At 45.2% G+C, this 21,362-nt stretch carries 18 protein-coding genes; 14 read left to right on the top strand and 4 right to left on the bottom strand.

Annotated elements, in window-relative coordinates; translation table 11 throughout:
- Positions 1-61: 61 nt before the first annotated feature.
- The 3 genes from G630_RS0108650 to G630_RS0108640 form a co-directional block, all read right to left on the bottom strand.
- Positions 62-1,747, bottom strand: coding sequence for a hypothetical protein (locus G630_RS0108650; protein WP_026498352.1), 1,686 nt, complete (start codon positions 1,745-1,747; stop codon positions 62-64).
- 230 nt (positions 1,748-1,977) lie between these two features.
- On the bottom strand, positions 1,978-2,280 hold the full coding sequence (locus G630_RS0108645; RefSeq protein WP_022760382.1) for a hypothetical protein: 303 nt from the start codon (positions 2,278-2,280) through the stop codon (positions 1,978-1,980).
- 280 nt (positions 2,281-2,560) lie between these two features.
- The gene (locus G630_RS0108640) at positions 2,561-4,318 is read right to left on the bottom strand and encodes an MATE family efflux transporter (RefSeq protein ID WP_044959006.1); all 1,758 of its coding nucleotides are present in this window, start codon (positions 4,316-4,318) and stop codon (positions 2,561-2,563) included.
- A 603-nt stretch (positions 4,319-4,921) separates the two neighbouring features.
- Here G630_RS0108640 and G630_RS0108630 point away from each other — a divergent pair.
- The gene (locus tag G630_RS0108630) at positions 4,922-5,443 is read left to right on the top strand and encodes a DUF4256 domain-containing protein (RefSeq protein ID WP_044959003.1); all 522 of its coding nucleotides are present in this window, start codon (positions 4,922-4,924) and stop codon (positions 5,441-5,443) included.
- 73 nt (positions 5,444-5,516) lie between these two features.
- Here G630_RS0108630 and G630_RS0108625 read toward each other — a convergent pair whose 3' ends face one another.
- A complete protein-coding gene (locus G630_RS0108625) occupies positions 5,517-6,206 on the bottom strand; it encodes a hypothetical protein (RefSeq protein WP_026498349.1) in 690 nt (229 codons plus the stop codon).
- 231 nt (positions 6,207-6,437) lie between these two features.
- On the opposite strand from G630_RS0108625, the gene asnB reads away from it, so the two are divergent.
- The 13 genes from asnB to G630_RS0108560 all read left to right on the top strand — a co-directional run bounded on the left by asnB (position 6,438) and on the right by G630_RS0108560 (position 21,291).
- Positions 6,438-8,321: an asparagine synthase (glutamine-hydrolyzing) gene (gene asnB / locus G630_RS0108620; protein WP_026498348.1), complete on the top strand. Its 1,884-nt coding sequence runs from the start codon at positions 6,438-6,440 to the stop codon at positions 8,319-8,321.
- Positions 8,318-9,358 carry a glycosyl transferase gene (locus tag G630_RS0108615; protein ID WP_026498347.1) on the top strand — a complete coding sequence of 347 codons (1,041 nt, stop codon included), beginning with the start codon at positions 8,318-8,320 and terminating at the stop codon, positions 9,356-9,358. Before asnB ends, G630_RS0108615 begins: the two co-directional genes overlap by 4 nt.
- Before the next feature lie 11 nt (positions 9,359-9,369).
- Positions 9,370-10,137 carry a DUF5672 family protein gene (locus G630_RS0108610; protein WP_242829919.1) on the top strand — a complete coding sequence of 256 codons (768 nt, stop codon included), beginning with the start codon at positions 9,370-9,372 and terminating at the stop codon, positions 10,135-10,137.
- Entirely contained in the window at positions 10,134-11,189 is a 1,056-nt protein-coding gene (locus G630_RS0108605) for a glycosyltransferase family 2 protein (protein ID WP_026498345.1), read from the top strand. Before G630_RS0108610 ends, G630_RS0108605 begins: the two co-directional genes overlap by 4 nt.
- Complete coding sequence (locus G630_RS0108600) at positions 11,179-12,132, top strand: hypothetical protein (RefSeq protein WP_022760373.1); 954 nt, start codon at positions 11,179-11,181, stop codon at positions 12,130-12,132. The genes G630_RS0108605 and G630_RS0108600 overlap by 11 nt, the downstream gene beginning before the upstream one ends.
- Before the next feature lie 24 nt (positions 12,133-12,156).
- Positions 12,157-13,401: a pyridoxal phosphate-dependent aminotransferase gene (locus G630_RS0108595; protein ID WP_081667846.1), complete on the top strand. Its 1,245-nt coding sequence runs from the start codon at positions 12,157-12,159 to the stop codon at positions 13,399-13,401.
- Between the two features lie 90 nt (positions 13,402-13,491).
- A complete protein-coding gene (locus tag G630_RS25025) occupies positions 13,492-14,145 on the top strand; it encodes a DUF6465 family protein (RefSeq protein WP_049946147.1) in 654 nt (217 codons plus the stop codon).
- A 203-nt stretch (positions 14,146-14,348) separates the two neighbouring features.
- On the top strand, positions 14,349-15,380 hold the full coding sequence (hrcA, locus tag G630_RS0108585; protein ID WP_044959000.1) for a heat-inducible transcriptional repressor HrcA: 1,032 nt from the start codon (positions 14,349-14,351) through the stop codon (positions 15,378-15,380).
- 19 nt (positions 15,381-15,399) lie between these two features.
- Positions 15,400-16,080 (top strand): nucleotide exchange factor GrpE, encoded by a 681-nt coding sequence (gene grpE / locus G630_RS0108580; RefSeq protein WP_242829918.1) that lies wholly within the window; start codon positions 15,400-15,402, stop codon positions 16,078-16,080.
- Between the two features lie 127 nt (positions 16,081-16,207).
- Entirely contained in the window at positions 16,208-18,088 is a 1,881-nt protein-coding gene (gene dnaK, locus G630_RS0108575) for a molecular chaperone DnaK (protein ID WP_022760368.1), read from the top strand.
- Positions 18,089-18,182: 94 nt separating this feature from the next.
- Positions 18,183-19,361 (top strand): molecular chaperone DnaJ, encoded by a 1,179-nt coding sequence (gene dnaJ, locus G630_RS0108570; protein WP_022760367.1) that lies wholly within the window; start codon positions 18,183-18,185, stop codon positions 19,359-19,361.
- A gap of 102 nt (positions 19,362-19,463) precedes the next feature.
- Complete coding sequence (locus G630_RS0108565) at positions 19,464-20,525, top strand: 50S ribosomal protein L11 methyltransferase (protein WP_026498341.1); 1,062 nt, start codon at positions 19,464-19,466, stop codon at positions 20,523-20,525.
- A 7-nt stretch (positions 20,526-20,532) separates the two neighbouring features.
- Positions 20,533-21,291 carry an RsmE family RNA methyltransferase gene (locus G630_RS0108560; protein ID WP_026498340.1) on the top strand — a complete coding sequence of 253 codons (759 nt, stop codon included), beginning with the start codon at positions 20,533-20,535 and terminating at the stop codon, positions 21,289-21,291.
- Positions 21,292-21,362: the final 71 nt, after the last annotated feature.

Raw genomic sequence — 21,362 nt, 5'->3', positions numbered from 1 at the left:
TGCATAAAATGTAAAAAAGAGACCCATACCATTTATAGTATGAGTCTCTTCCTTAATGCTCTTATTTCAGCCAGCCGTAGTTCTGCATTTCAATGTCGATTATTTCATTTCCGTCTGCAAAAATCTGATACCAGTCATTTGCCATACTTCTGTCATTTCCGGTCTGATCGAAATATATATGGTAGCATCCGGGTCCCTTGTTATAGTCATAGTTAGTGATTCCGTTTTTATCCAAATATGTCAGAAGCTGTTCCTCTGTTATGGATCCGGACAGTCCTCCCGGGAACTCTAAATCGTTAGCACTAAGACCTCTCGGGTCACTGACACTGATGATCATCGAATACTTAAGATATGTAGCCTCTTCAGAGGGATTGTAAACCGTTGCATAAAGGCTCCTGTCACCTTTGTCGAAACGAACACTGTACATCTGGCCCGCTTCAACTATCTCATCAGGATTTCCGGGATAATCCCATCCATTATTAGTGATCTCATAGAAAGGAGTCGGAAGATTGTAAAGTACTCCATCAAGCTTGTAATTACCTGAGAAAGGATCATTTCCAAGAGATGTAGGTGCCACATACTGGTCAAGATAAGCAGGTGCTTCATCACTTATCTCAGTAGCTACGAAATCTTCCGGAGCATTATCGCTTCGAACAACAACATAGTCCAGCACATCGTTTTCATCCAGATAATATATAACCTCTGATCCAAGATATGTTTCAGCTATTCCTTCATAGAAAAGCGATATATGGCCAGCGCTATCTATTACGTCACTCGGCTCTCCCGCGGCAGCAATTATGTCATCTCTGGTACTCTTACCAACTACCAAGTCACCATTATAGGATTTAAATTCTATGCCTGTTTTTTCAGTTACATAGTCATCAAGACTTATTTTTGAAACATAGCAGTCTCTGAGCGCCTGCGAATTAACATCAAAATTCGTAACGTCCACATCTAAGTAGTTGTTACTGCCGTCGGGAGAATACAGTTCAACAGAGGCCATCTCACGATTGGCAAGGACTTCCTGTGCTGTCTTCTCATCCGGGAGAGTCCAGCCCTTTTCAAGAAAATCAGTCAATTTAGCAGGAATATGGTAGGTATCATCTCCCAACTGAACAGTATACAGATTGTAGATATTTTCCGGAACAGCCTCCGCTGCAGAACCAGCCTGGGTATAATCCTCTTCTGTATAAGAATCCGTATCTTCACTCAGGAAATCTTCAGCGTTAGGTTCCTCTATCATTTGAAGTCCGGGGATTTCTTCTACAGCTGCTTCATCAGCCGCATTTTCATCTGTAACTTCCTCTGTAGTGCCTTCTTCATCAAAAGCAAATTCGCTTGTTTCCGACTCCTCTGCCGCTGCTTCTATTCTCTGATCTGCATCGCTGCCGGAAGAATTCTTAGCAAAAAACTTCATGACAGTAAACGCACCAAAGCCAAGAACTACCATAAATAAAACTGCGCAAACACCAAGAAGCACATAAGCAAGCTTCTTGTTCTTATCTGACTGTGCCTTCTCGATTGCTGCAGGATCGTATGTGTAATTCTGCGGCGCACTATAGGTCTGCTGGGTAGCATTATTCTGCGGCATTCCGTAAGTCTGCTGGGGTCCATAGGTCTGCTGTGTTCCGTAAGTCTGTTGATTGTTTGGTTGCTGATTGACAGGCTGTTGATTTTCAGCTTGCTGATTGACAGAATCCGGGTTAAGCGGTTTTCCTGTCATAGGATCAAATCTTTTTTCATACATCTTAATATTTCCTCCACAAAACATTTTGCTTTTTGCTGACAAGGAAAAAGGCGGACGAATGCCCGGAAATATATAGAATAGATTTCCCCATGACAGTAAAAAGTCTTTTAAATTAGCTCCCTCATTTGGAAATTCTAGCACAACGCCTTTTTTCATTCAATAAAAAGACAAAGAAAAAGAGACCTTTTCGGTCTCTTTCAGTGATCTTTTCAATCTCATTTTAAAATGAATTACAATCTTTTAATTTCGCACTTTTGATTCTCACCGTGCCTGATTTCATTTTTCCTGCACCTGAAAACCTTGCCCTTGGTAATCTCCATTACCTGACCGCCCTCAGCTGCAAGCGCCGTAAGAACCTGGCGATAGAAGTCCTTGTAATCTTCTTCGAGCATAGATACTACAAAATCATGATGCTGATGATCGGTAGATATCACACATGATTTGTACATGTTGTCGTAGTGAATTCCGTAAAACTTGCAAATCTCATCCAGTTCGGAATTGTTTGCATTAATACAATGCATCGCAATATACATAATACCCCCTCCTGTATTGCCGGCACCGTTAGCGCGACCAAACACTTTTCTGAAAACAGATATTTATTAGTCGCTAAAACAATTACATCTACTACATATTATATCAGATAAATGAATTGATTATGCAGTCAATTTTCCAATGGTCCAAAATACAAATTGATGACTCCCTGAACATAGCTGATATCAAGCGGACAGTCCTTTGTTTCATAGGTTAATATCAGGTTATCGCCTGGTGATAAACCGGATAAGGAGATCATATCTTTGATTTAGTATCGGCACTTTATAATTTCATTATTAAAGTGTTAATACCGGCATTGTTATAGTAATTGATGCTATCTACCAGCTTTGCTACCATGCGAAGTCCAATATGCTCCTCAGGTGAATCGGTGTTGAACATATTCAGATAGCTTCTAGGGTCAAATCTAATGCAATCGTCCTGTATCCTTACTGTAAGCTCACCTTCCTCTTTATTTACGACCCTTATTGCTATGCTGTTATGCCCACGCTTAAATCCGCCGTGATCAATAATGTTTACAGCAAGCTCTTCAATACATAAACCGACCCATAGCGCCTTTTTATGGTCAATATCCCTTGAGCGACAAAAATCAATCACTTTCTGTGAGATCTCTGACACTTCTTCCTTCGTTTGTACGGAATATTCCTCAAATTCCTCTTTGGAAGCACCAAAGTCCGGCGGAAGCTTTAATAATGACGGGATGCTTAAGTCGGCACTGCCTGTATATGCAAATACCGAAATGATCACAATGATAATTGAAAGAATATCACTCCACATATTGGCAAGCCATGCTCCATTGCTTCCCCATAAAGGAACTGTCAGAAGCGTTAAAATGCCTATCATGGCCACCTCAGCAAAAGAGATGATATTTACAAGCTTCATTCTTCCCTGGATTTTATATGAATTCATAAGAAGGTTCAGGAATACATTAAACAGGGAAAACCAGAAACCTATAGTAAACATAGTCCTTCCCATTTCATATATTTCGGTACCCGGACTGAAGAAAATATCTGAAAGCCGAGATGAAAAGACAGCCAAAAATGTCACCACAAGCGTAGTACATGCTACACCAGCCACTAAAGCAGTCTTAAACACATCAATGAACCCTTCACGGTCCTCTTCACCATAGTAAAGGCTGGTAAGCGCAGAATGCGCACTGTAACAGCCTACTGTGACAGCCCCCACCAAACCGCACATGGCAACTAAAACACTTGCAACAGCTATGCTCTCCACGCCCACATATCTAAGCAATGAATAATTTATGAGACTGTTTTTGACAAAAATCCCGATATTAAACAGAAGAGTGGGAGCCCCTCTTCTTACAGCCTCTGCCAATAATTCTTTATCAAACGCTGTCTTTTCAATGTGAACAGTCTTTTCCTTATTCGTATAAGCAGGTAAAAGTATAAGAAAAGCAACAAGACTGCTCAGGGTAGATGCAAGTCCTACCCCGAATATCCCAAGGATATTAACAAAAAGGACATCAAAAACGACATCGCAAAAGAACAGCGCAGTTGTAGCTATATAAGACCTTTTAATCGCATTATTAAAAGAAGCAACTGAAATAAGAAGAGAGCTGAGGGCAGCAAACAATAAGTTAAATGAATATCCGGCAATATACTGTTCAAGAAGTTCTTTTGACTCTCCTCTTGCGCCCAGCAATCCAGCAAGAGGAATTCTTGCAATTAAAAGCGCAATAGAAATAGCAGCCCAGATAAAGGCAATTGTTATAAAAGAGCTTGTAAAAAGTGAAGTAACTTTATCCTGCTTACCAGCTCCAATAAGTGTGCCTATCAGTATTTCTGCTCCCGCAATTATTACAAATGCCAGTCCCGAAAGTACCAGCACCGGCGAGAACAGACCTACCGCTGCCAGAGCATGCTCGCCAAGAAATCTGCCAATCACGATATTATCGATAAAGCAGCAGATATTCGAAACTACATAAGCCACCATATTCACCAGAGCAAGTCTCACATATGATTTCCATATAATGGCGTGTTTAGTTGTAGTGTTTGTTTTCAAATCTGCCCACTCTCCCTTTTTATCACGTATAGCATAAATATGCCGGCTAAATTGAGGCTTCATAACTATATATCTACAATTCAGTACCAATAAAAAACACACCCTAAGAAATCACTTCCTTAAGGTGTGAAGAACAATACTCTATAAGATTTTCGCCAAAAACACATCAATAACACAATACGTCATATAACATTCCTCTAATAATTATTATCTATTCCATCTCCTCTAAAAACAAATTAAAAAAGGATAAAATAATCATATCGAATTCTGTTATCCTTCTGACCTCGGGCTCAGCCTTCTTCGGAACAGTTTGTACCGGGAGACAGGGATGTCGACCATGCTCAAAGAAGCACAGGAAGAAGCAAGACGGCAAAATGCCGAAAGAAAGCCTAACGGGAAGAAGAAAAAATCCTTGTTTTTTCCCTTATCAACACTTGTAAAGTACTATGGGACGATATAACACAAGGGAAATCATAAGGGAAAGGTAAACAACCGCAAATTTAGTATTTACATGGGGTTGCGGATGATGAAATAATAAATTGTAACGAGTTATAAAATCCTTGGGAATGGTTCATTCCCAATCGGAGATTGGAGGGGGAAACTATGTTAGAAATATTAAAAGCGAGGTTTCAGGATAATAAGAATCTTCATATGGAACTGAGTTGGCTTGACGTGGAGAAACGTTTGCTTGAGCATCCGGACTCCATGGATGTTTTGAGAAGGATGGAGGAGAGCGGCGGAGAACCGGATACCATCGGCTATGACGAAAAGACGGGAAAGCTAATTTTCTGCGACTGCGCAAAGGAGTCCCCTTCTGGGCGCAGAAGCCTGTGCTATGACGAAAAGGCATTACAGGGGCGTGCTAAAAACCCGCCGTCAGGCAGCGCCGAATGGAAAGCAAAAGAAATCGGCGTTTTGATCATGACGGAGGAACTCTATCGCCAACTGCAAAGTCTCGGGGAATTTGATTTGAAAACGTCAAGTTGGATCACTACGCCGGATGATATTCGCGACAAGGGCGGTGCATTGTTCTGCGAACGACGTTACGGAAGGGTTTTCACATTCCATAACGGGGCGGATTCGTACTATTCCGTGCGCGGGTTCAGAGGTTATACGCTTATATAAATTCAAATTTGTGATTAAATTTCAGAATAAATCAGAACGATATCTCGGCAGTTTGTCTTACGAGGAGAGCAGTTCATGTGTTGTTTACAGTAATTCTTCCAATCTTTATATTTTTCATAAGCTTTTCATTTATCACCACGTTGTGCTGCGGCAGGATAACATTCTGAAAATAATCCCCGTCTCCGCTAAGCAGGGATCCCAGATCATCTTCATATCCTGAAAAATCGATATTCGTCGCCAAATCTTCGGCATATTTTGATGCAAGTTTTTTCCTGCACAATGCAAAATAAATAAGCGACTCATTAAGCCCTGTTTTCTTAAGCTGAAGAGGACTCATTTTCTGATACATTTCATCTGCTTCTGACTGTGCAGCTTCTTCCTCAGAGGAGCTTAATGCCATACCGGCCTTTTGTGCTTCGGCGTAATAGATTGCATGTGACAAATACGTATTGATAGCCGTTTTCATAGCCAGTTCACTGACAAACTGTGAATCTAGTCCGGCAGAAAAATGCGTGTTCCACCAATGCAGCGGGTCCTCGGGATCATATAAAACAGCCTGTTTTTGGACGAACTCTTCAGTCGTATATATGTAATAGCCAAATTCACGTAGTGTCAGACTGTTATCGTCCACGGAAATTATAACTTCATCAAGATGGTCCTCATATTTGAAGACTGTTGCTGCCTTATAAATCTGCGCCCCAATAATTGCAATGATACTGGTTATTATCAAAATTATAATGATCTTTTTCTCATTACCACTCATATAGATCCGGCTTCCTTTTGAACTTGAATCATTTATTGCATCTCATCTTCATACTACAATAATTTCTCTGCGAATTACATTGCAATAGCTAAAACCACGTCTGCCTTACTTCACGGGAACTGCATAAAAGTCAGGAGGCAAGCGGCATCGCGAACAAATTAAAATTTCATTATCCCCGAATATATGGTACTATTAGGGAAAAGTTAGCACTAGGAATGAGGACATCTACATATGTGTGGAATATCAGGACTTTTGAAGTTCTCAGGTGATGCGCGCGCGAATATCCAGAAGATGAATGACCGCATGATTCACAGAGGACCTGATGATGATGGGATTTATGTAAGTGAAAATAGTGAAGTGGCGCTTGGACACAGGCGCCTTTCTATTGTGGACCTTTCCAAGAACGGTGCCCAGCCTATGGTCAGCCATTCCGGGAACCTTGTGATGGTCTACAACGGCGAGATATATAACAACAAAGATGTAAAGAAAAAGCTCCTGGATGACGGTTTTGCAGCGGCGGGAGATTTCAGGGGAAGCTCGGACACAGAGGTTCTTCTTGAGGCTATCGAGCACTACGGAATGAAGGAAGCCCTTTCAATGTGCAAGGGCATGTTCGGCATCGCGGTTTATGATAAGAGAAATGAGACAGTTACTCTTGCCAGAGACAGAGTCGGAGAGAAGCCTTTATATTATGGAAAAGTTGCGGGAGCCTTCGCTTTTGCTTCCGATCTGGGGTGCCTCAGGGTTGTGGATGGCTTCGACAATGCCATAAACACTGACGTTCTTGATATCTATTTTGTGGAGGGCTATATCCCTGCGCCTTACACTATTTATAAAGGAATAAACAAGCTCGAGGCCGGAACTTTCATGACGGTCAATTTAAAGGACCTTAGCACACAGACCACTACCTACTGGTCTATGAAGGAGACCGCCAAGAGAGGTCAGGAAAATCCGTTTACCGGCAGCAGCGAGGAAGCGGCGAACGAGCTTGAAAGACTTCTGAAGGAATCAATAAAAGGCCAGATGGTTGCGGATGTTCCTGTCGGAGCCTTTTTATCAGCGGGAATCGACTCCAGCACGACGGTGGCACTTATGCAGTCACTTGAGCCCGGGAAGGTTAAGACCTTCACCATCGGCATGGAGGATAAGGCCTACAACGAGGCGATTTACGCAGCTGAGATTGCAAAGCACCTCGGCACCGAGCACACTGAGCTCTATATTACGGAAAAAGATGCCAAGGCCGTTATTCCCGGACTTGCGCATATGTTTGCCGAGCCTTTTGCGGATTCTTCACAGATTCCCACATATCTTGTGAGCAAGATGACGAGGGATCACGTGACCGTATCCCTTTCCGGAGACGGCGGAGATGAGCTGTTCTGCGGCTACACCTCATATGAATCCATCAGCAGAATCTGGGGGAAGATGCACGGCGTGCCCTATCCTATAAGGAAGGTTGCTAGCTCGATAGTCTTGAATTCACCCCTGAAAAATAAAGATATTTACAGAATAAAGGGGACACTCCTTGGCGCCGAGGGACCCGTGGATATCCACAGAATGGAGCATGAGACGGATCCGCTGACAAAGAGGATTGCGCTTAAGAGAGGAACCATTCCCTATAAATACACTGAGCTTCCAAACGGATTTCTTGAGGAAGTGAATCACCAGTGCATGCTTATGGATATGCTGGTTTACCACCCCGACGATATCCTTGTGAAGGTGGACAGGACAGCGATGGCGGTATCGCTTGAAACGCGTGTGCCGATGCTTGACAGGGATGTGATTGAGTTCGCCTGGAGCCTCCCGATTCAGTACCTTCGCGACGACAAGGTGGGCAAGAAGGTTCTTCGCGACGTGCTTTACCGCTACGTTCCGAAGGAAATGATGGAGCGCCCAAAGAAGGGCTTTTCGATTCCGATTGAGAAGTGGCTTCTTGACAGTGATCTCCGCGACTGGGCCGAGGGCCTTCTTAATAAGGAAAAAATCAGGCAGCAGGGTATTCTTGACCCGGAGGTTGTCGAGAAAATCTGGACAGACTTTACCGAGAGGGGCATCTACAGGATCCAAATCTGGTACATCCTGATGTTCCAGCAGTGGTATGAGGAAGAGTTTTTATGATAGGTGCAGAATTTATTAAGGGCTACGGCCTTGGAAATCAGCTGTTTTTCTATGTAGTCACGAGATGCATGGCCGAGGAGCTGGGCGTCCCCTTCGGGTTTGTGAACCCGGGGCAGGTCGGCAACGTTTTCCATTCTAACAAAGGCATGTATTTCATGGACATAGATCTCGGAACTGAGATCCCTCGTGAAGATATGGACAAATTCACGATTTTCCATGAGCAGGATGACAGACTTTTCATGGGAAATTCGGTTCATGACATGACCAATGGCTGCTATATTTCGGGGGCTGACCCGAGACTTTCTGAAATTGAAGACAATACTCTTATATATGGGAATCTCCAGGATCAGTCCTATTTTGAGAAGTACCGCGATAAGATAAAGGACTGGCTCCACGTAAAGGAGGAGGCAGAGTCCTACGAATATACGGCAGACGACCTCTGCATCATCAATATGAGAGGCGGCGAGTATACAAGCTGTCCGGAGCTTTTCCTTGATAGAAAGTACTGGCTAAATGCCATCGAGAACATGAAAAAGGTGAACCCGAATATGCGGTTCATGATAATCACCGAGGATGAAGAGGCTACCAGGAAGGTGCTTCCCGAGTATGAGTGTCACCACTTCGACATGGGTAAGGACTACGTTACCATAAAAAATGCGAGATACCTTATTCTTTCGAATTCATCCTTTGCGATGATGCCAGTTATGTCGAGCACTGAATTGAAATACGCGATTGCTCCGAAGTACTGGGCAAGGCACAATATTTCTGACGGTTTCTGGTCATCGGAGCAGAATATTTACAGCTTCCTTACCTATCAGGATAAAAAGGGAAGGCTCTTTAGCGCCGATGAATGCAGAGCTGAACTGGCGGAATACAAGAAGCACTCAGCACTTTATGCAAGAAGAAATGTAAGGCCGGGAGCGGTAAGGGAATTTTTCCAGAATATAAGGAGAAGACTTTTGTATGGAGTGTTCTTCTTTAAGAAAATGTGGCGCTCCTTCTTAAGGAGAACCGGAATAATAAAAACCTTCGGATAAATAGAGGATATATGAATAATACAAAGAAGCTGCAGCTTCCGAGAGTCACGATTGCAGCGATGACAAGTGTAGATGTATATGAGACCGTGCAGGCGATGAAGTACAGCATGCGCGATATCGAATTCGGTGACGCGGTTCTGATTACAGATAAAAAGCCGTTTTATCTTCCAAAGGACATACGCTTCAGCTACACATCAAAACTCGATGACATCGACAAATTCAATTACAAAATGGTATATGAGCTTCGCGATCACATTAAGACGGACTTTGTTCTTATCGTGCACGCGGACGGCTTTGTGATACATCCGGAAAACTGGGACGAGAGCTTTCTTAACTACGATTATATAGGCTCTCCCTGGCCGCTTCCGAAGAATGACTATGCCTACAGGGACAGCGAGGGCAACATCTGCAGAGTCGGAAACAGCGTATCCATCAGGTCCAAGAGACTTCTTGATTATCCTAAGGAGCACGACCTTCCCTGGGTTAAGGTATATGACGGTTTTTACAACGAGGATATTTTCCTTTGTTGTCACTGCAAAAATCAGATGGAGAAGGACGGCCTTAAGTGGGCTGATTTAGATAGCGCGGTTAAGTTTGGAAGAGAACATCCGCTTCCCGAGAACAAGGGAGTGGAGCCTTTCGTTTTTCATAAATGGTGGGGAGAAAATGAGGGATATCCGCATTTCTACAGCCCCACGAAGAGATTCAAGATGGCCGTAAGGCCCTTGCTGTTCTGGAGAAGAAGTGAAAAGTGGAAGAGGGAGCACAATATAACATGAAGTTTTCGGTAATAGTGCCTGTTCACAATGCTGAAAAGTACATAAGTGAAGCGACGTCTTCTATAGTAAAGGCCGCTGAGGGGATGGAGAACAGTATCGAGGTTCTTCTTATTGAAAACGGCTCCACAGACAGAAGTGGCTATATATGCGGCGAACTTGCAAACCGTTTTCCATTTGTAAAGACGGTGCATATGGGACCCGCGTCTGCCTACGATGCGAGGCAGGAGGGGATAAAAAGAGCTGCGGGAGATTATCTTGTTTTCATGGATGCTGATGACGCCGTGGCTCCCGGGATATTCACTGAGCTTCAGAAAGCGGCTTCTAAATATGAAAGAAAAGGTAAGAGGCCTGAGATAATACTGTATAATGCTGCAGAGATGAGCACTCCCGAGTCGAAGATGTTTCCTTTTCCCTTTAAAGAGGGCAAGATTTATTCGGGCGATGGCAAGAAGAAGTTCTATGAAATAATGTGCTCCGGTGATATGCTAAATGCCATGTGGAACAAGTGCATAGGAAAAGAGCTTGCGGGCCGCATCGAGGAGACGGTGAACAGGAAGCTCAATTACGGAGAGGACCTTCTGCAGACCGCCGAAATAATTGATAAAGCAAAAAGCATTGCATATCTCGACAGGATACTGTATTTTTACAGAATAAACGAAGAGGGGCTTACGGGCGGTTATCATGAAAACTTTATGGAGAACCAGGAGAAGGCCTTCGAGGTTCTGGACGACTATGCGAAAAAGTGGGCAAAGGGTGGTTTTACTGAGGTTATAAACGAGCGCAAGACCCTGACCTGCACGATAAGCATGAAAAAGCTTATCTATTCGGACCTTCCTTTTTCCGAGATCAAGCGGAAGATGAAGGAGATGATGGGTTCCGATTTTTATAAAGAGTATGGGAAGGGCAAGCTTCCGTCCTGGGCATCCGAGGAGGATGCGTATGTTTACAGGTATCAGGTGGCGGGTATGCCGGTTTTGCGGCTGATGCTTCTTAGCAGGAAGACGCGCCTGAAATCCCGGATTAAAGCGAGGATCAGAAAAAATGGTATATGATTGCATTCCATTTTTTAATGAAGTGGACATCCTGAGGCTGAGGTTAGAAATCCTTAGTCCCTATGTGGATAAGTTCATTATAGAAGAGTCAACAATGACCTTCTCGGGTGAAGAGAAGGAGCTTTGTTTTGAAAAGAACAGAGATCTTTTCAAGGATTATCTTGACCGCATAGAGTATGTGGTGGTCACTGATTCGCCGGTGGATGCGTTGACCCACGAGAGGGATTATTTTCAGAAAAACCGTCTGATAGAGGGGCTGAAGAAAGTCGGCGCGACGAGCGACGACATAATCCTGTTCGGTGATGTGGATGAGATTCCAAATCCCAAGGTTCTTACGAAAATCATAGAGAATTTTGATAAGACGAAGGTCTACCACTTGGCGCAGAGGAATTTTTATGTATTCCTTAATATGGAAGAAAAGTCGGGAAAGCTGCTCTCGATTACCGGAGAGTTCCCGGAGGTTGCGGAGAGCGACAGGAAGTGGCTTGGAACAAAGATTACTTCCATAGATAATATCCCGCGCGAGGGAATCGTAAGGCTGCGCGATCTGGTGTCACCCTGCGATAAAAGGTCTGTCAGAGTCGCTGACGGCGGCTGGCATTTCGGCTACATGGGCGGAAGGCACGAGACCAATCCCGTCGAGAGGATAGGCGTCAAGGTAAAAGCGGCTGCGCATCAGGAGTACAACGACCGCGAGATTCTGGCTGAGACCATGGATAATCTGGTGCTCGGCAGGGACATCTTCGGAAGGGATGCGAGATTTGAGCGTACGGAGGTCGACGGAAGTTATCCGGAGTACCTTCTTAAGCATATAGGAGAGTATGATTATCTGGTAATGCCACCCATTACAGCTTTTTCAAGGCTGTATCATAAGCTGGATATTACGGTGGGAAGGTTCATCAGGAAGGCGTACCATAAAATTAGAAGGATGCTTATAAAGTAACAAGTAGTTATGCCTTCTCCATTTATGGAGAAGGTGTCAGCGAAGCTGACGGATGAGGAGTATGAAAAAAGTATGAGCACAACATTATCTACGAGAATGGCGGCGGTAAAAATGTCCCCGACCACGGCTCTCTTCGGAAAGGTGGAGGAGCTTAGGCGGAAGGGAGAGGACATAGTTTCTCTCAATGTGGGCGAGCCCGATTTCCCTACGCCGGACAATATCAAAGAAGCGGGAATACGGGCAATCAATGAGAATTTCACCAAATACACCACCGGAAACGGTATCGCACCGCTTCGGGAGGCGATAATCGAGAAGATGAAAAAGGACAACGGCGTCACCTATGAGATGAATGAGGTGGCGGTGACCGTCGGTGCGAAGCAGGCGCTGTTTGGTGCGCTGTGCGCTGTTGCGGGCGAGGGTGATGAGGTCATAATCCCCATTCCGTGCTATGTCAGCTATCCCGATATGGTAGCTCTTGCGGGCGCAAAGCCCGTTCTTGTGAAGAGGAAGGACGATTTTTCTCTTGATCTTGAAGCCATTGAGAGTGCGATAAACGAACGCACCAAGGCTGTTATAATATGTACCCCGGACAATCCCACCGGCAAGGTTTACGGCGAGGATGAGCTGAAGGGGCTCTCTGACCTTGCAATCAGCAGGGATATCTTTGTTATTTCCGATGAAATTTATGAAAAAATAATATACGGTGAGAATCGCCACAAAAGCATTTCTGCGTTTGAGGGGATGAAGGACAGGACTATCGTGGTTAACGGTTTTTCCAAGACATACTCCATGACTGGCTGGAGACTTGGGTACGTCTGCGGCAGAGCCGATGTTATTGGCGCTGCGGTGAAGGTGCAGAGCCAGACAACTACCACACCTCCGAGCATCTCACAGTATGCGGCGGTCGAGGCACTTTGCGGGCCCCAGGATTCTGTCGAGCTCATGAGATCAGAGTTTGAGAAGCGCAGAGATTTTGTTCAGGAAAAACTGCGAGGGATACCCGGTGTCATTTGCCATGAGATCCAGGGAGCTTTCTATGCGTTCTTCGATATCCGTGCTTTTCTCGGAAAAGAATACGAGGGTTACGGAATTATAGATGACGATACACGATTATGCGAATATTTGTTGGAAAAATACGGTGTTGCCATGATGCCCGGAAGTGCCTATTTTGCCCCAGGATTCGTGAGAATTTCGTTTGCGTCCTCCATGGAAGTGCTTAAAAAGGCGCTTTCAAGAATAGAATCTGGTCTAAAAGCGCATAAATGTTGACTTTTTTTAGAATATGTACTAAACTCAAAAACGTAATGATAAATTTGCAAAAACGCATAACACGCGTTCCTTACGGAAAGAGAGGGAGATATGGCTGAAGACAAGTTGAGAGAAGCAGCTTTAAAGCCGATTGCGACTATCAAGAAACCGGTAATTGCTGCAGAAAAGAAGGATGAAGTAAAGCCTGCTGAGGCAGAGGCACCTAAGGCTGAGGAGAAGAAGGCTACAGCAGCTAAGAAGCCCGCAGCAAAGAAGGCAGCAGCTAAGAAGCCCGCAGCAAAGAAGGCTACAGCAACTAAGGCAGCAGCTAAGAAGACTGAGACCAAGGCAGCTGATAAGAAGGAAGAGAAGAAGCCCGCAGCAAAGAAGCCTGCAGCAAAGAAGGCAGCACCTGCTAAAAAGGCTACAGCAACCAAGGCAGCAGCCAAGAAGACTGAGACTAAGGCAGCAGCTAAGCCAGCAGCAAAGAAGCCTGCAGCAAAGAAGGCTACAGCAGCTAAGAAGCCAGCAGCAAAGAAGACAACAGCTGCAAAGGCTCCTGCAACAAAGACAAATATCGTTCTTCAGTATGCTGATAAGAGCGTTACATATGACACCTTTATCGAGAATGCCAAGAATGTATGGCAGTATGATATGGGAAGAAAAGTTTCCGAGATCAAGACTCTTGAGCTTTATGTAAAGCCCGAAGAGGAAAGAGTATACTTCGTTGTTAACGGCGAGGTTCATGCTGATTTTGGGATGTGATAAACAAGGATGGAAGGTCCCGGCCTGGCAAGCTTGCTTGCTGCAGGCCGGGACTTTATCACATATATGTAGATTATTCGTCCCCAGGGAGAAATCCTTGGGGTTTTTTATTGACATTAATAATTTATAGTGGTAATTTATTCTCAGAAGATGTTAGCACTCAATGACGTTGAGTGCTAACACATCAAAAAAGGAGGTTTGTGATGCAACTGGATGACAGAAAAAAGAAAATACTGCATGCAATTGTTCGCAATTACCTCGAGACAGGCGAGCCAGTGGGCAGTAGGACGATTTCCAAGTACACGGATCTTAATCTCAGTTCGGCTACCATCAGAAACGAGATGGCGGATCTTGAGGAGATGGGACTTATATTGCAGCCTCATACTTCCGCGGGACGTATTCCGTCAGATCAGGGCTACAGAGTTTATGTAGATGAGATGCTCGCTGAGAAGGAACAGGAAGTTGAGAACATGAAGGAGATGCTTCTGGATAAAGAAGAGAAGCTTGAGAAGCTCCTTAAGCAGGTTGCCAAGACCCTGGCGGTTGATACCAACTACGCTTCGATGATCTCAGCACCCATGATCAGAAGGAATAAGCTGAAATTCGTACAGCTTTCCAGAGTGGATGAGGAACACATTCTTACCACTATAGTAATAGAAGGAAACGTAATTAAGAACCGAATGGTTGAGGTGGAGCAGGAGCTTTCCGAAGCGGATATGCTTAAGCTCAATATCCTGCTTAATACCAGACTTGCAGGACTTTCCGTAGAGGACATTAACCTCGGACTTATAACTGCGATGAAGCAGGAGGCGGGTATCCACAGCGAGATAATCGACAAGATACTCGATACAGCCGGAGATGCCATTACGGAGGATGAGGACCTTCAGATTTACACCAGCGGTGCGAACAACATTTTCAGATATCCCGAGCTTGCTGATAAGGAGAGAGCAAGTGACCTCATAACCACTTTTGAGGATAAGAGCGATCTTACAAGTATCGTTGAGAATGCGCTTCAGTCCTCCTCAGAGGAGACAGGTATACAGGTTTACATCGGTAATGAGTCTCCGGTTCAGTCCATGAAGGATTGCAGCGTTGTAACAGCGACCTACGATCTCGGAGAGGGCATGAGAGGAACGGTAGGAGTTATCGGACCTAAGCGAATGGATTACGACAAAGTTGTCGGAGCACTTAAGAATATGATGAGAGCTCTGGATGATTTATATAAAAAAGAATAGAACCATAAGGAGTATTTAAGTGAGTAAGGAAGTTAAGAAGGATACAAATACAGTGTCCGGTAAGAAAACTGCAAAGGAACTTCAGCAGGAAGTTGCCGAGAAGGCTAAAAAGGTAGCTGATGCAGCAAACAAGGTTGCCGAGGCCGCAGAGGAAGAGGCTGCCGAAGCTGTAGCAGAGGCCGCTGAGAGCGTAGAAGGTGCCGAGAACACTGAAAACGCCGAGGGTGAGAAGAAAGGTCTTTTCGGTAAAAAAGAAAAGAAGAACCCTTACAAAGAAAAGTTCGAAGAGATGCAGGATAAATACATGCGCCAGCTTGCTGAGTTTGAGAACTTCAGAACAAGAACCGACAGAGAAAAGGCGCAGATGTTCAACCAGGGAGCATCCAGTGTACTTGAGAAAATTCTCCCTGTTGTAGATAACTTCGAAAGAGGACTTGCTGCTGTCCCTGAAGAAGAGAAGAATTCCGCTTTTGCAGACGGAATGAATATGATATACAAGCAGCTTATGAAGCAGATTGAGGATCTTGGTGTAACTCCCATCGAAGCCGTTGGAAAGGAATTTGATCCTAATTTCCACAACGCTGTAATGCAGGTTGAGAGCGAAGATGTCGAGGAAGGATTCGTGGCACAGGAGCTTCAGAAGGGTTATATGTATCACGACACAGTGCTCAGACACAGCATGGTTGCCGTTGCTAAGTAATCACTTAGCGAGGTTTTGCCGAGCTTAGTGTACTACTTAGTTCTGTCGAACACGAAGTGTGAGAGCAGAACTTCATTAGATTTTTATTGTTAATTATTCATTAGTTTTATAAACGGAGGAAAATAAAATGAGTAAGATCATAGGTATCGATTTAGGAACAACCAACAGCTGCGTAGCTGTTATGGAAGGTGGTCAGCCCACCGTTATCGCTAACGCTGAGGGTGCAAGAACAACACCTTCAATTGTAGCTTTCACAAAGAATGGCGAGCGTCTCGTAGGTGAGCCCGCTAAGCGTCAGGCAGTAACAAACGCTGAGAACACAATCTCATCAATCAAGAGAGATATGGGTACAGACAACGGCCGCACAATCGACGGCAAGAAGTATTCACCTCAGCAGATTTCAGCTATGATTCTTCAGAAGCTGAAGGCAGACGCAGAACAGTATCTCGGCGAAAAAGTAACAGAGGCAGTAATTACAGTTCCCGCATACTTCAATGACGCACAGCGTCAGGCTACAAAGGATGCAGGTAAGATTGCAGGTCTTGAAGTAAAGCGTATTATCAACGAGCCTACAGCAGCAGCTCTTGCTTACGGTCTTGATAACGAAAAAGAGCAGAAGATCATGGTATACGACCTTGGTGGTGGTACCTTCGACGTATCAATCATCGATATAGGTGACGGTGTTATCGAAGTTCTTTCAACAAACGGTGACACACACCTCGGTGGTGACGACTTTGACCAGAAGATCATCGACTGGATGGTATCTGAGTTCAAGGCTAAGGAAGGAGTAGACCTTTCAAGCGATAAGATGGCTATGCAGAGACTTAAGGAAGCAGCTGAGAAGGCTAAGAAGGAACTTTCTTCTTCTACAACAACCAACATCAACCTTCCTTTCATTACAGCTACAGCAGAAGGCCCCAAGCACTTTGATATGGATCTCACAAGAGCTAAGTTCGAGGAGCTTATTCACGACCTCGTAGAGAGAAGTGCTATTCCGGTACAGAACGCTATGAAGGATGCAGGTCTTAACTATTCAGACCTTGGAAAAGTTCTCCTTGTAGGTGGTTCAACACGTGTTCCCTGCGTAGTTGAGAAGGTTAAGCAGCTCACAGGACATGAGCCTTCAAAGAACCTTAATCCCGATGAGTGCGTAGCAGTAGGTGCAGGTATCCAGGGTGGTAAGCTTGCAGGCGATACAGGTGCAGGCGATATCCTTCTTCTTGATGTAACACCTCTTTCACTTTCAATCGAGACAATGGGTGGTGTTGCTACAAGACTTATCGAGCGTAACACAACTATTCCTACAAAGAAGAGCCAGGTATTCTCAACTGCAGCTGATAACCAGACAGCCGTTGATATCAACGTTCTTCAGGGTGAGAGACAGTTCGCTAAGGACAACAAGTCACTCGGACAGTTCCGTCTTGATGGAATCCCTCCGGCAATGAGAGGTGTTCCGCAGATCGAGGTTACATTTGATATCGATGCAAACGGTATCGTTAACGTATCCGCTAAGGATCTTGGAACAGGTAAAGAGCAGCACATCACAATCACAGCTGGCTCCAACATGTCTGACGAGGATATCGATAAGGCTATCAAGGAAGCTGCTGAGTACGAAGCTCAGGATAAGAAGCGTAAGGAAGGCATTGACGCTAGAAACGAAGCTGATTCCTTCGTATTCCAGACAGAGAAGGCTATTCAGGAAGTTGGCGACAAGATCGATCCTTCTCAGAAGCAGACTGTAGAGGATGATCTCAAGGCTCTCAAGGATACTCTTGAGCAGACTAAGGATCGTGAGCTTACAGACAGCGAGATCGACACAATCAAGAGCCAGAAGGAGAAGCTCATGACTGATGCTCAGGCTCTCTTCGCTAAGGTTTATGAGAGTGCTCAGGGCGCAGCAGGTGCTCAGGGTGCAGGCCCTGACATGAGCGGCATGGGCGGCTCAGCTCAGAGCTCAGATGCAGGTAATGCAGACGACGTAGTTGACGGCGACTACAGAGAGGTTTAATCCGTTTTATAAAACTTTAATAATATAAATATTGCTAATGCCCAATACATCAGATAAGATGTATTGGGCAATTAGCGTAAATTAGGAGAGACACATGGCAGATCAGAAGCGCGATTATTACGAGGTCCTTGGCGTTAGCAAGGGAGCCAGTGATGATGAAATAAAAAAAGCATACCGTGTGCTTGCAAAGAAGTACCATCCGGATATGAACCCCGGAGATGCAGCTGCAGCAGACAAGTTCAAGGAGGCATCCGAGGCGTATGCGGTTTTGAGCGATCCTGAGAAGAGACGTCAGTATGATCAGTTCGGTCACGCTGCATTTGAGGGCGGTGCCGGCGGATATGGCGGATTCGACTTCGGTGGAGCAGACTTTGGCGATATATTCGGTGATATATTCGGAGATTTCTTCGGAGGCGGCAGAAGGAGCCAGGGTGCGAGGAGCGGCCCTGCAAAGGGAGCAAATATTCGTGCCAGCGTTCGTATAACCTTTGAGGAAGCAGTTTTCGGATGTGAGAAGGAACTGGAACTTAGACTTAAGGATCCCTGCCCGACCTGTAAGGGAACCGGTGCTAAGCCGGGAACAACAGCTCAGATGTGTCCTAAGTGCGGTGGTAAAGGTCAGGTTGTATTCACACAGCAGTCCTTCTTCGGCACAGTCAGAAATGTTCAGACATGTCCCGACTGTAACGGAAGCGGTAAGGTAATTAAGGATAAGTGTACCGATTGTGGCGGAACAGGATATGTTGCAAGCAACAAGAGAATTCAGGTTTCAATCCCCGCAGGTATTGATAACGGACAGAGCGTTCGTATCCGTGAAAAGGGTGAGCCCGGCAGAAACGGCGGACCGAGAGGTGATCTTCTTGTAGAAGTTATCGTACAGGATCATCCTATTTTCCAGAGACAGGATTATGATATTTTCTCAACAGTTCCTATGTCTTATGCAATAGCAGCACTGGGCGGAACGGTTGCTATAGATACCGTTGACGGCAAGGTGCTCTATGATGTTAAGGCAGGTACTCAGACAGATACGAGAGTAAGACTTCGCGGAAAGGGTGTTCCGACACTCAGGAACAAGGATGTAAGAGGTGACCATTATGTTACTCTTGTAGTTCAGGTTCCGGATAAACTCTCCAAGGAAGCGAAGGAGCTCCTTAAGCAGTTTGATGAGAAGACCGGAGACAGCTTACACGCTGCCGACAGTATTTCCGGAGATAAGGATGGAAATGATGATGGCGGTAAGAAAAAGGGCGGATTTTTCGGTAAGAAGAAATAAAACATAATTACAGAGCGGGGAGTACAAGCTCCCCGCTATTTCTGTTATTGTACTTATATATACTTTTCCTGAAAATAGATTAGAAAAGAGCGGAGTAAAACTATGAAGTGGATGCGTTTTAGAATCAGAACGAATGAAGAGTCAGAGGATATCATTGTCAGCAGTATGATGGATATCGGTCTTGAAGGTGCGCAGATAGAGGATAATGCCCCTCTCACAGCTGCCGACAAGGAGCAGATGTTTACGGATGATCTTCAGGATGCGGATGACGAGGAGACAGGTGTTGACAGCTGCGCGGTTATAGCTCCGGGTGAGGAGGGTGTTGCATATCTGAACTTTTTCCTCGAAGTCGATGATGACAATATGCTGACCGTCCACGAGTACGATGAAAACGGTGAAGAGGTCGAAGCTAAGAAGACACCCGATCAGATAAAGCAGGAGATCAGGGGAGTTCTCGATGAGCTTTCAAGCTTTTCCGATATAGGCGACGGAACGATTTCCGTTGATGTGACTGAGGATATCGACTGGATTAACAACTGGAAGCAGTATTTCCATAAGTTCCTGGTGGATGATGTTCTGGTAATACCTTCCTGGGAGACTCCCGACGAGGAGGATAAGAAAAAAGCGAACATCACACTTCATATTGATCCCGGAACCGCGTTTGGTACAGGAATGCACGAGACCACTCAGCTTTGCATAAGGGCTCTTAGGAAATATATGACTCCCGAAGCAGAGGTGCTCGACATCGGAACCGGAAGCGGAGTGCTATCCATTCTTGCAATGAAATTCGGAGCAGGCCACTGCGTTGGAACAGACCTTGATCCCTGCTCAGAGCCGGCAGTTGACGACAACAAGAAGAACAATGACATCGCAGATAAGGATTTTGATCTTATAATCGGCAATATTATAGATGACGAGAAGGTTCAGGACCAGGTTGGCAAGGAGAAGTATGACATCGTCGTAGCCAATATCCTTCCCTACGTTCTTGTTCCGCTCACACCCATCGTTCCCGGCCTTCTGAAAACCGGCGGCATTTACATTACCTCCGGAATCATTGAAGCTAAGGAAGATGTTATCAGAAAGGCTCACGAGGACGCCGGCCTTGATATTATCGAGGTCTGCAAGCAAGGCGAGTGGGTCAGTGTAATTTCCAAGAAGAATTGAGGGGCCTATGTACCATTTTTTTGCAAGCAGCACCCAACTTATAGACAACCAAAAAAGAATAGTAATCACAGGCGATGACTACAACCACATGGTTAACGTCCTTAGGATGAAACCGGGCGAGGAATTCTCGGTAAGCCTGATGGATGAGGACACCGCCGATCAGAAGGAATACAGATTCGGCATTGAATCGATCTCCGACACCGAACTTATCGGGGAACTGCGCTTCATTAAGGAATCCGGCGCAGAGCTTCCATCAAAGATATACCTGTTCCAGGGACTTCCCAAGGCGGACAAGATGGAACTCATAATCCAGAAGGCCGTGGAGCTCGGAGCTTTTGAGATAATTCCGGTTTCCATGAAAAGAAGCGTTGTGAAGCTCGATGAAAAGCGTGCAGCGAATAAAATTAAGAGGTGGAATGCCATATCGGAAGCCGCGGCGAAGCAAAGTAAGCGCGGAGTTATACCCGAGGTAAAAGCGCCCATGACTTTCAAGGAAGCTGTTAAATATGCAGAGAGCCTTGATGTGAAGCTCCTTCCCTATGAGATGGCAGAGGGCATGGAATACACCAGGGAAGTCATCAATTCGATAGAACCCGGGCAGAGCATAGGCATATTCGTTGGACCTGAGGGCGGCTTCGCCGATGAAGAGGTGAGCTATGCCGGTGATGCAGGTTTTAAGACCATCACCATGGGCAAGCGCATTTTGCGCACAGAAACCGCAGGCTTTACAATGCTCGCATGGTTAATGTATAATCTTGAAGCTTGAATACAATGCTATGCCTTCTCCTAGGGGAGAAGGTGTCAGCGAAGCTGACGGATGAGGGGAATGAAAGGCAA

It is taken from the genome of Butyrivibrio sp. WCD2001 (assembly GCF_000424485.1).
In the GTDB taxonomy this organism is placed as follows: Bacteria; Bacillota; Clostridia; order Lachnospirales; family Lachnospiraceae; genus Butyrivibrio.
This window is presented reverse-complemented; position numbering and strand designations above follow the sequence as displayed.

Coding starts and splice junctions, on each gene's coding strand:
- G630_RS0108625 (WP_026498349.1), bottom strand. CDS start 6,206: ATGAGTGGTAATGAGAAAAAGATCATTATAATTTTGATAATAACCAGT.
- G630_RS0108595 (WP_081667846.1), top strand. CDS start 12,157: ATGGAGAAGGTGTCAGCGAAGCTGACGGATGAGGAGTATGAAAAAAGT.
- dnaJ (WP_022760367.1), top strand. CDS start 18,183: ATGGCAGATCAGAAGCGCGATTATTACGAGGTCCTTGGCGTTAGCAAG.
- dnaK (WP_022760368.1), top strand. CDS start 16,208: ATGAGTAAGATCATAGGTATCGATTTAGGAACAACCAACAGCTGCGTA.
- asnB (WP_026498348.1), top strand. CDS start 6,438: ATGTGTGGAATATCAGGACTTTTGAAGTTCTCAGGTGATGCGCGCGCG.
- G630_RS0108610 (WP_242829919.1), top strand. CDS start 9,370: ATGAATAATACAAAGAAGCTGCAGCTTCCGAGAGTCACGATTGCAGCG.
- G630_RS25025 (WP_049946147.1), top strand. CDS start 13,492: ATGGCTGAAGACAAGTTGAGAGAAGCAGCTTTAAAGCCGATTGCGACT.
- G630_RS0108600 (WP_022760373.1), top strand. CDS start 11,179: ATGGTATATGATTGCATTCCATTTTTTAATGAAGTGGACATCCTGAGG.
- G630_RS0108605 (WP_026498345.1), top strand. CDS start 10,134: ATGAAGTTTTCGGTAATAGTGCCTGTTCACAATGCTGAAAAGTACATA.
- G630_RS0108645 (WP_022760382.1), bottom strand. CDS start 2,280: ATGTATATTGCGATGCATTGTATTAATGCAAACAATTCCGAACTGGAT.
- hrcA (WP_044959000.1), top strand. CDS start 14,349: ATGCAACTGGATGACAGAAAAAAGAAAATACTGCATGCAATTGTTCGC.
- G630_RS0108560 (WP_026498340.1), top strand. CDS start 20,533: ATGTACCATTTTTTTGCAAGCAGCACCCAACTTATAGACAACCAAAAA.
- G630_RS0108565 (WP_026498341.1), top strand. CDS start 19,464: ATGAAGTGGATGCGTTTTAGAATCAGAACGAATGAAGAGTCAGAGGAT.
- G630_RS0108650 (WP_026498352.1), bottom strand. CDS start 1,747: ATGTATGAAAAAAGATTTGATCCTATGACAGGAAAACCGCTTAACCCG.
- G630_RS0108630 (WP_044959003.1), top strand. CDS start 4,922: ATGTTAGAAATATTAAAAGCGAGGTTTCAGGATAATAAGAATCTTCAT.
- G630_RS0108615 (WP_026498347.1), top strand. CDS start 8,318: ATGATAGGTGCAGAATTTATTAAGGGCTACGGCCTTGGAAATCAGCTG.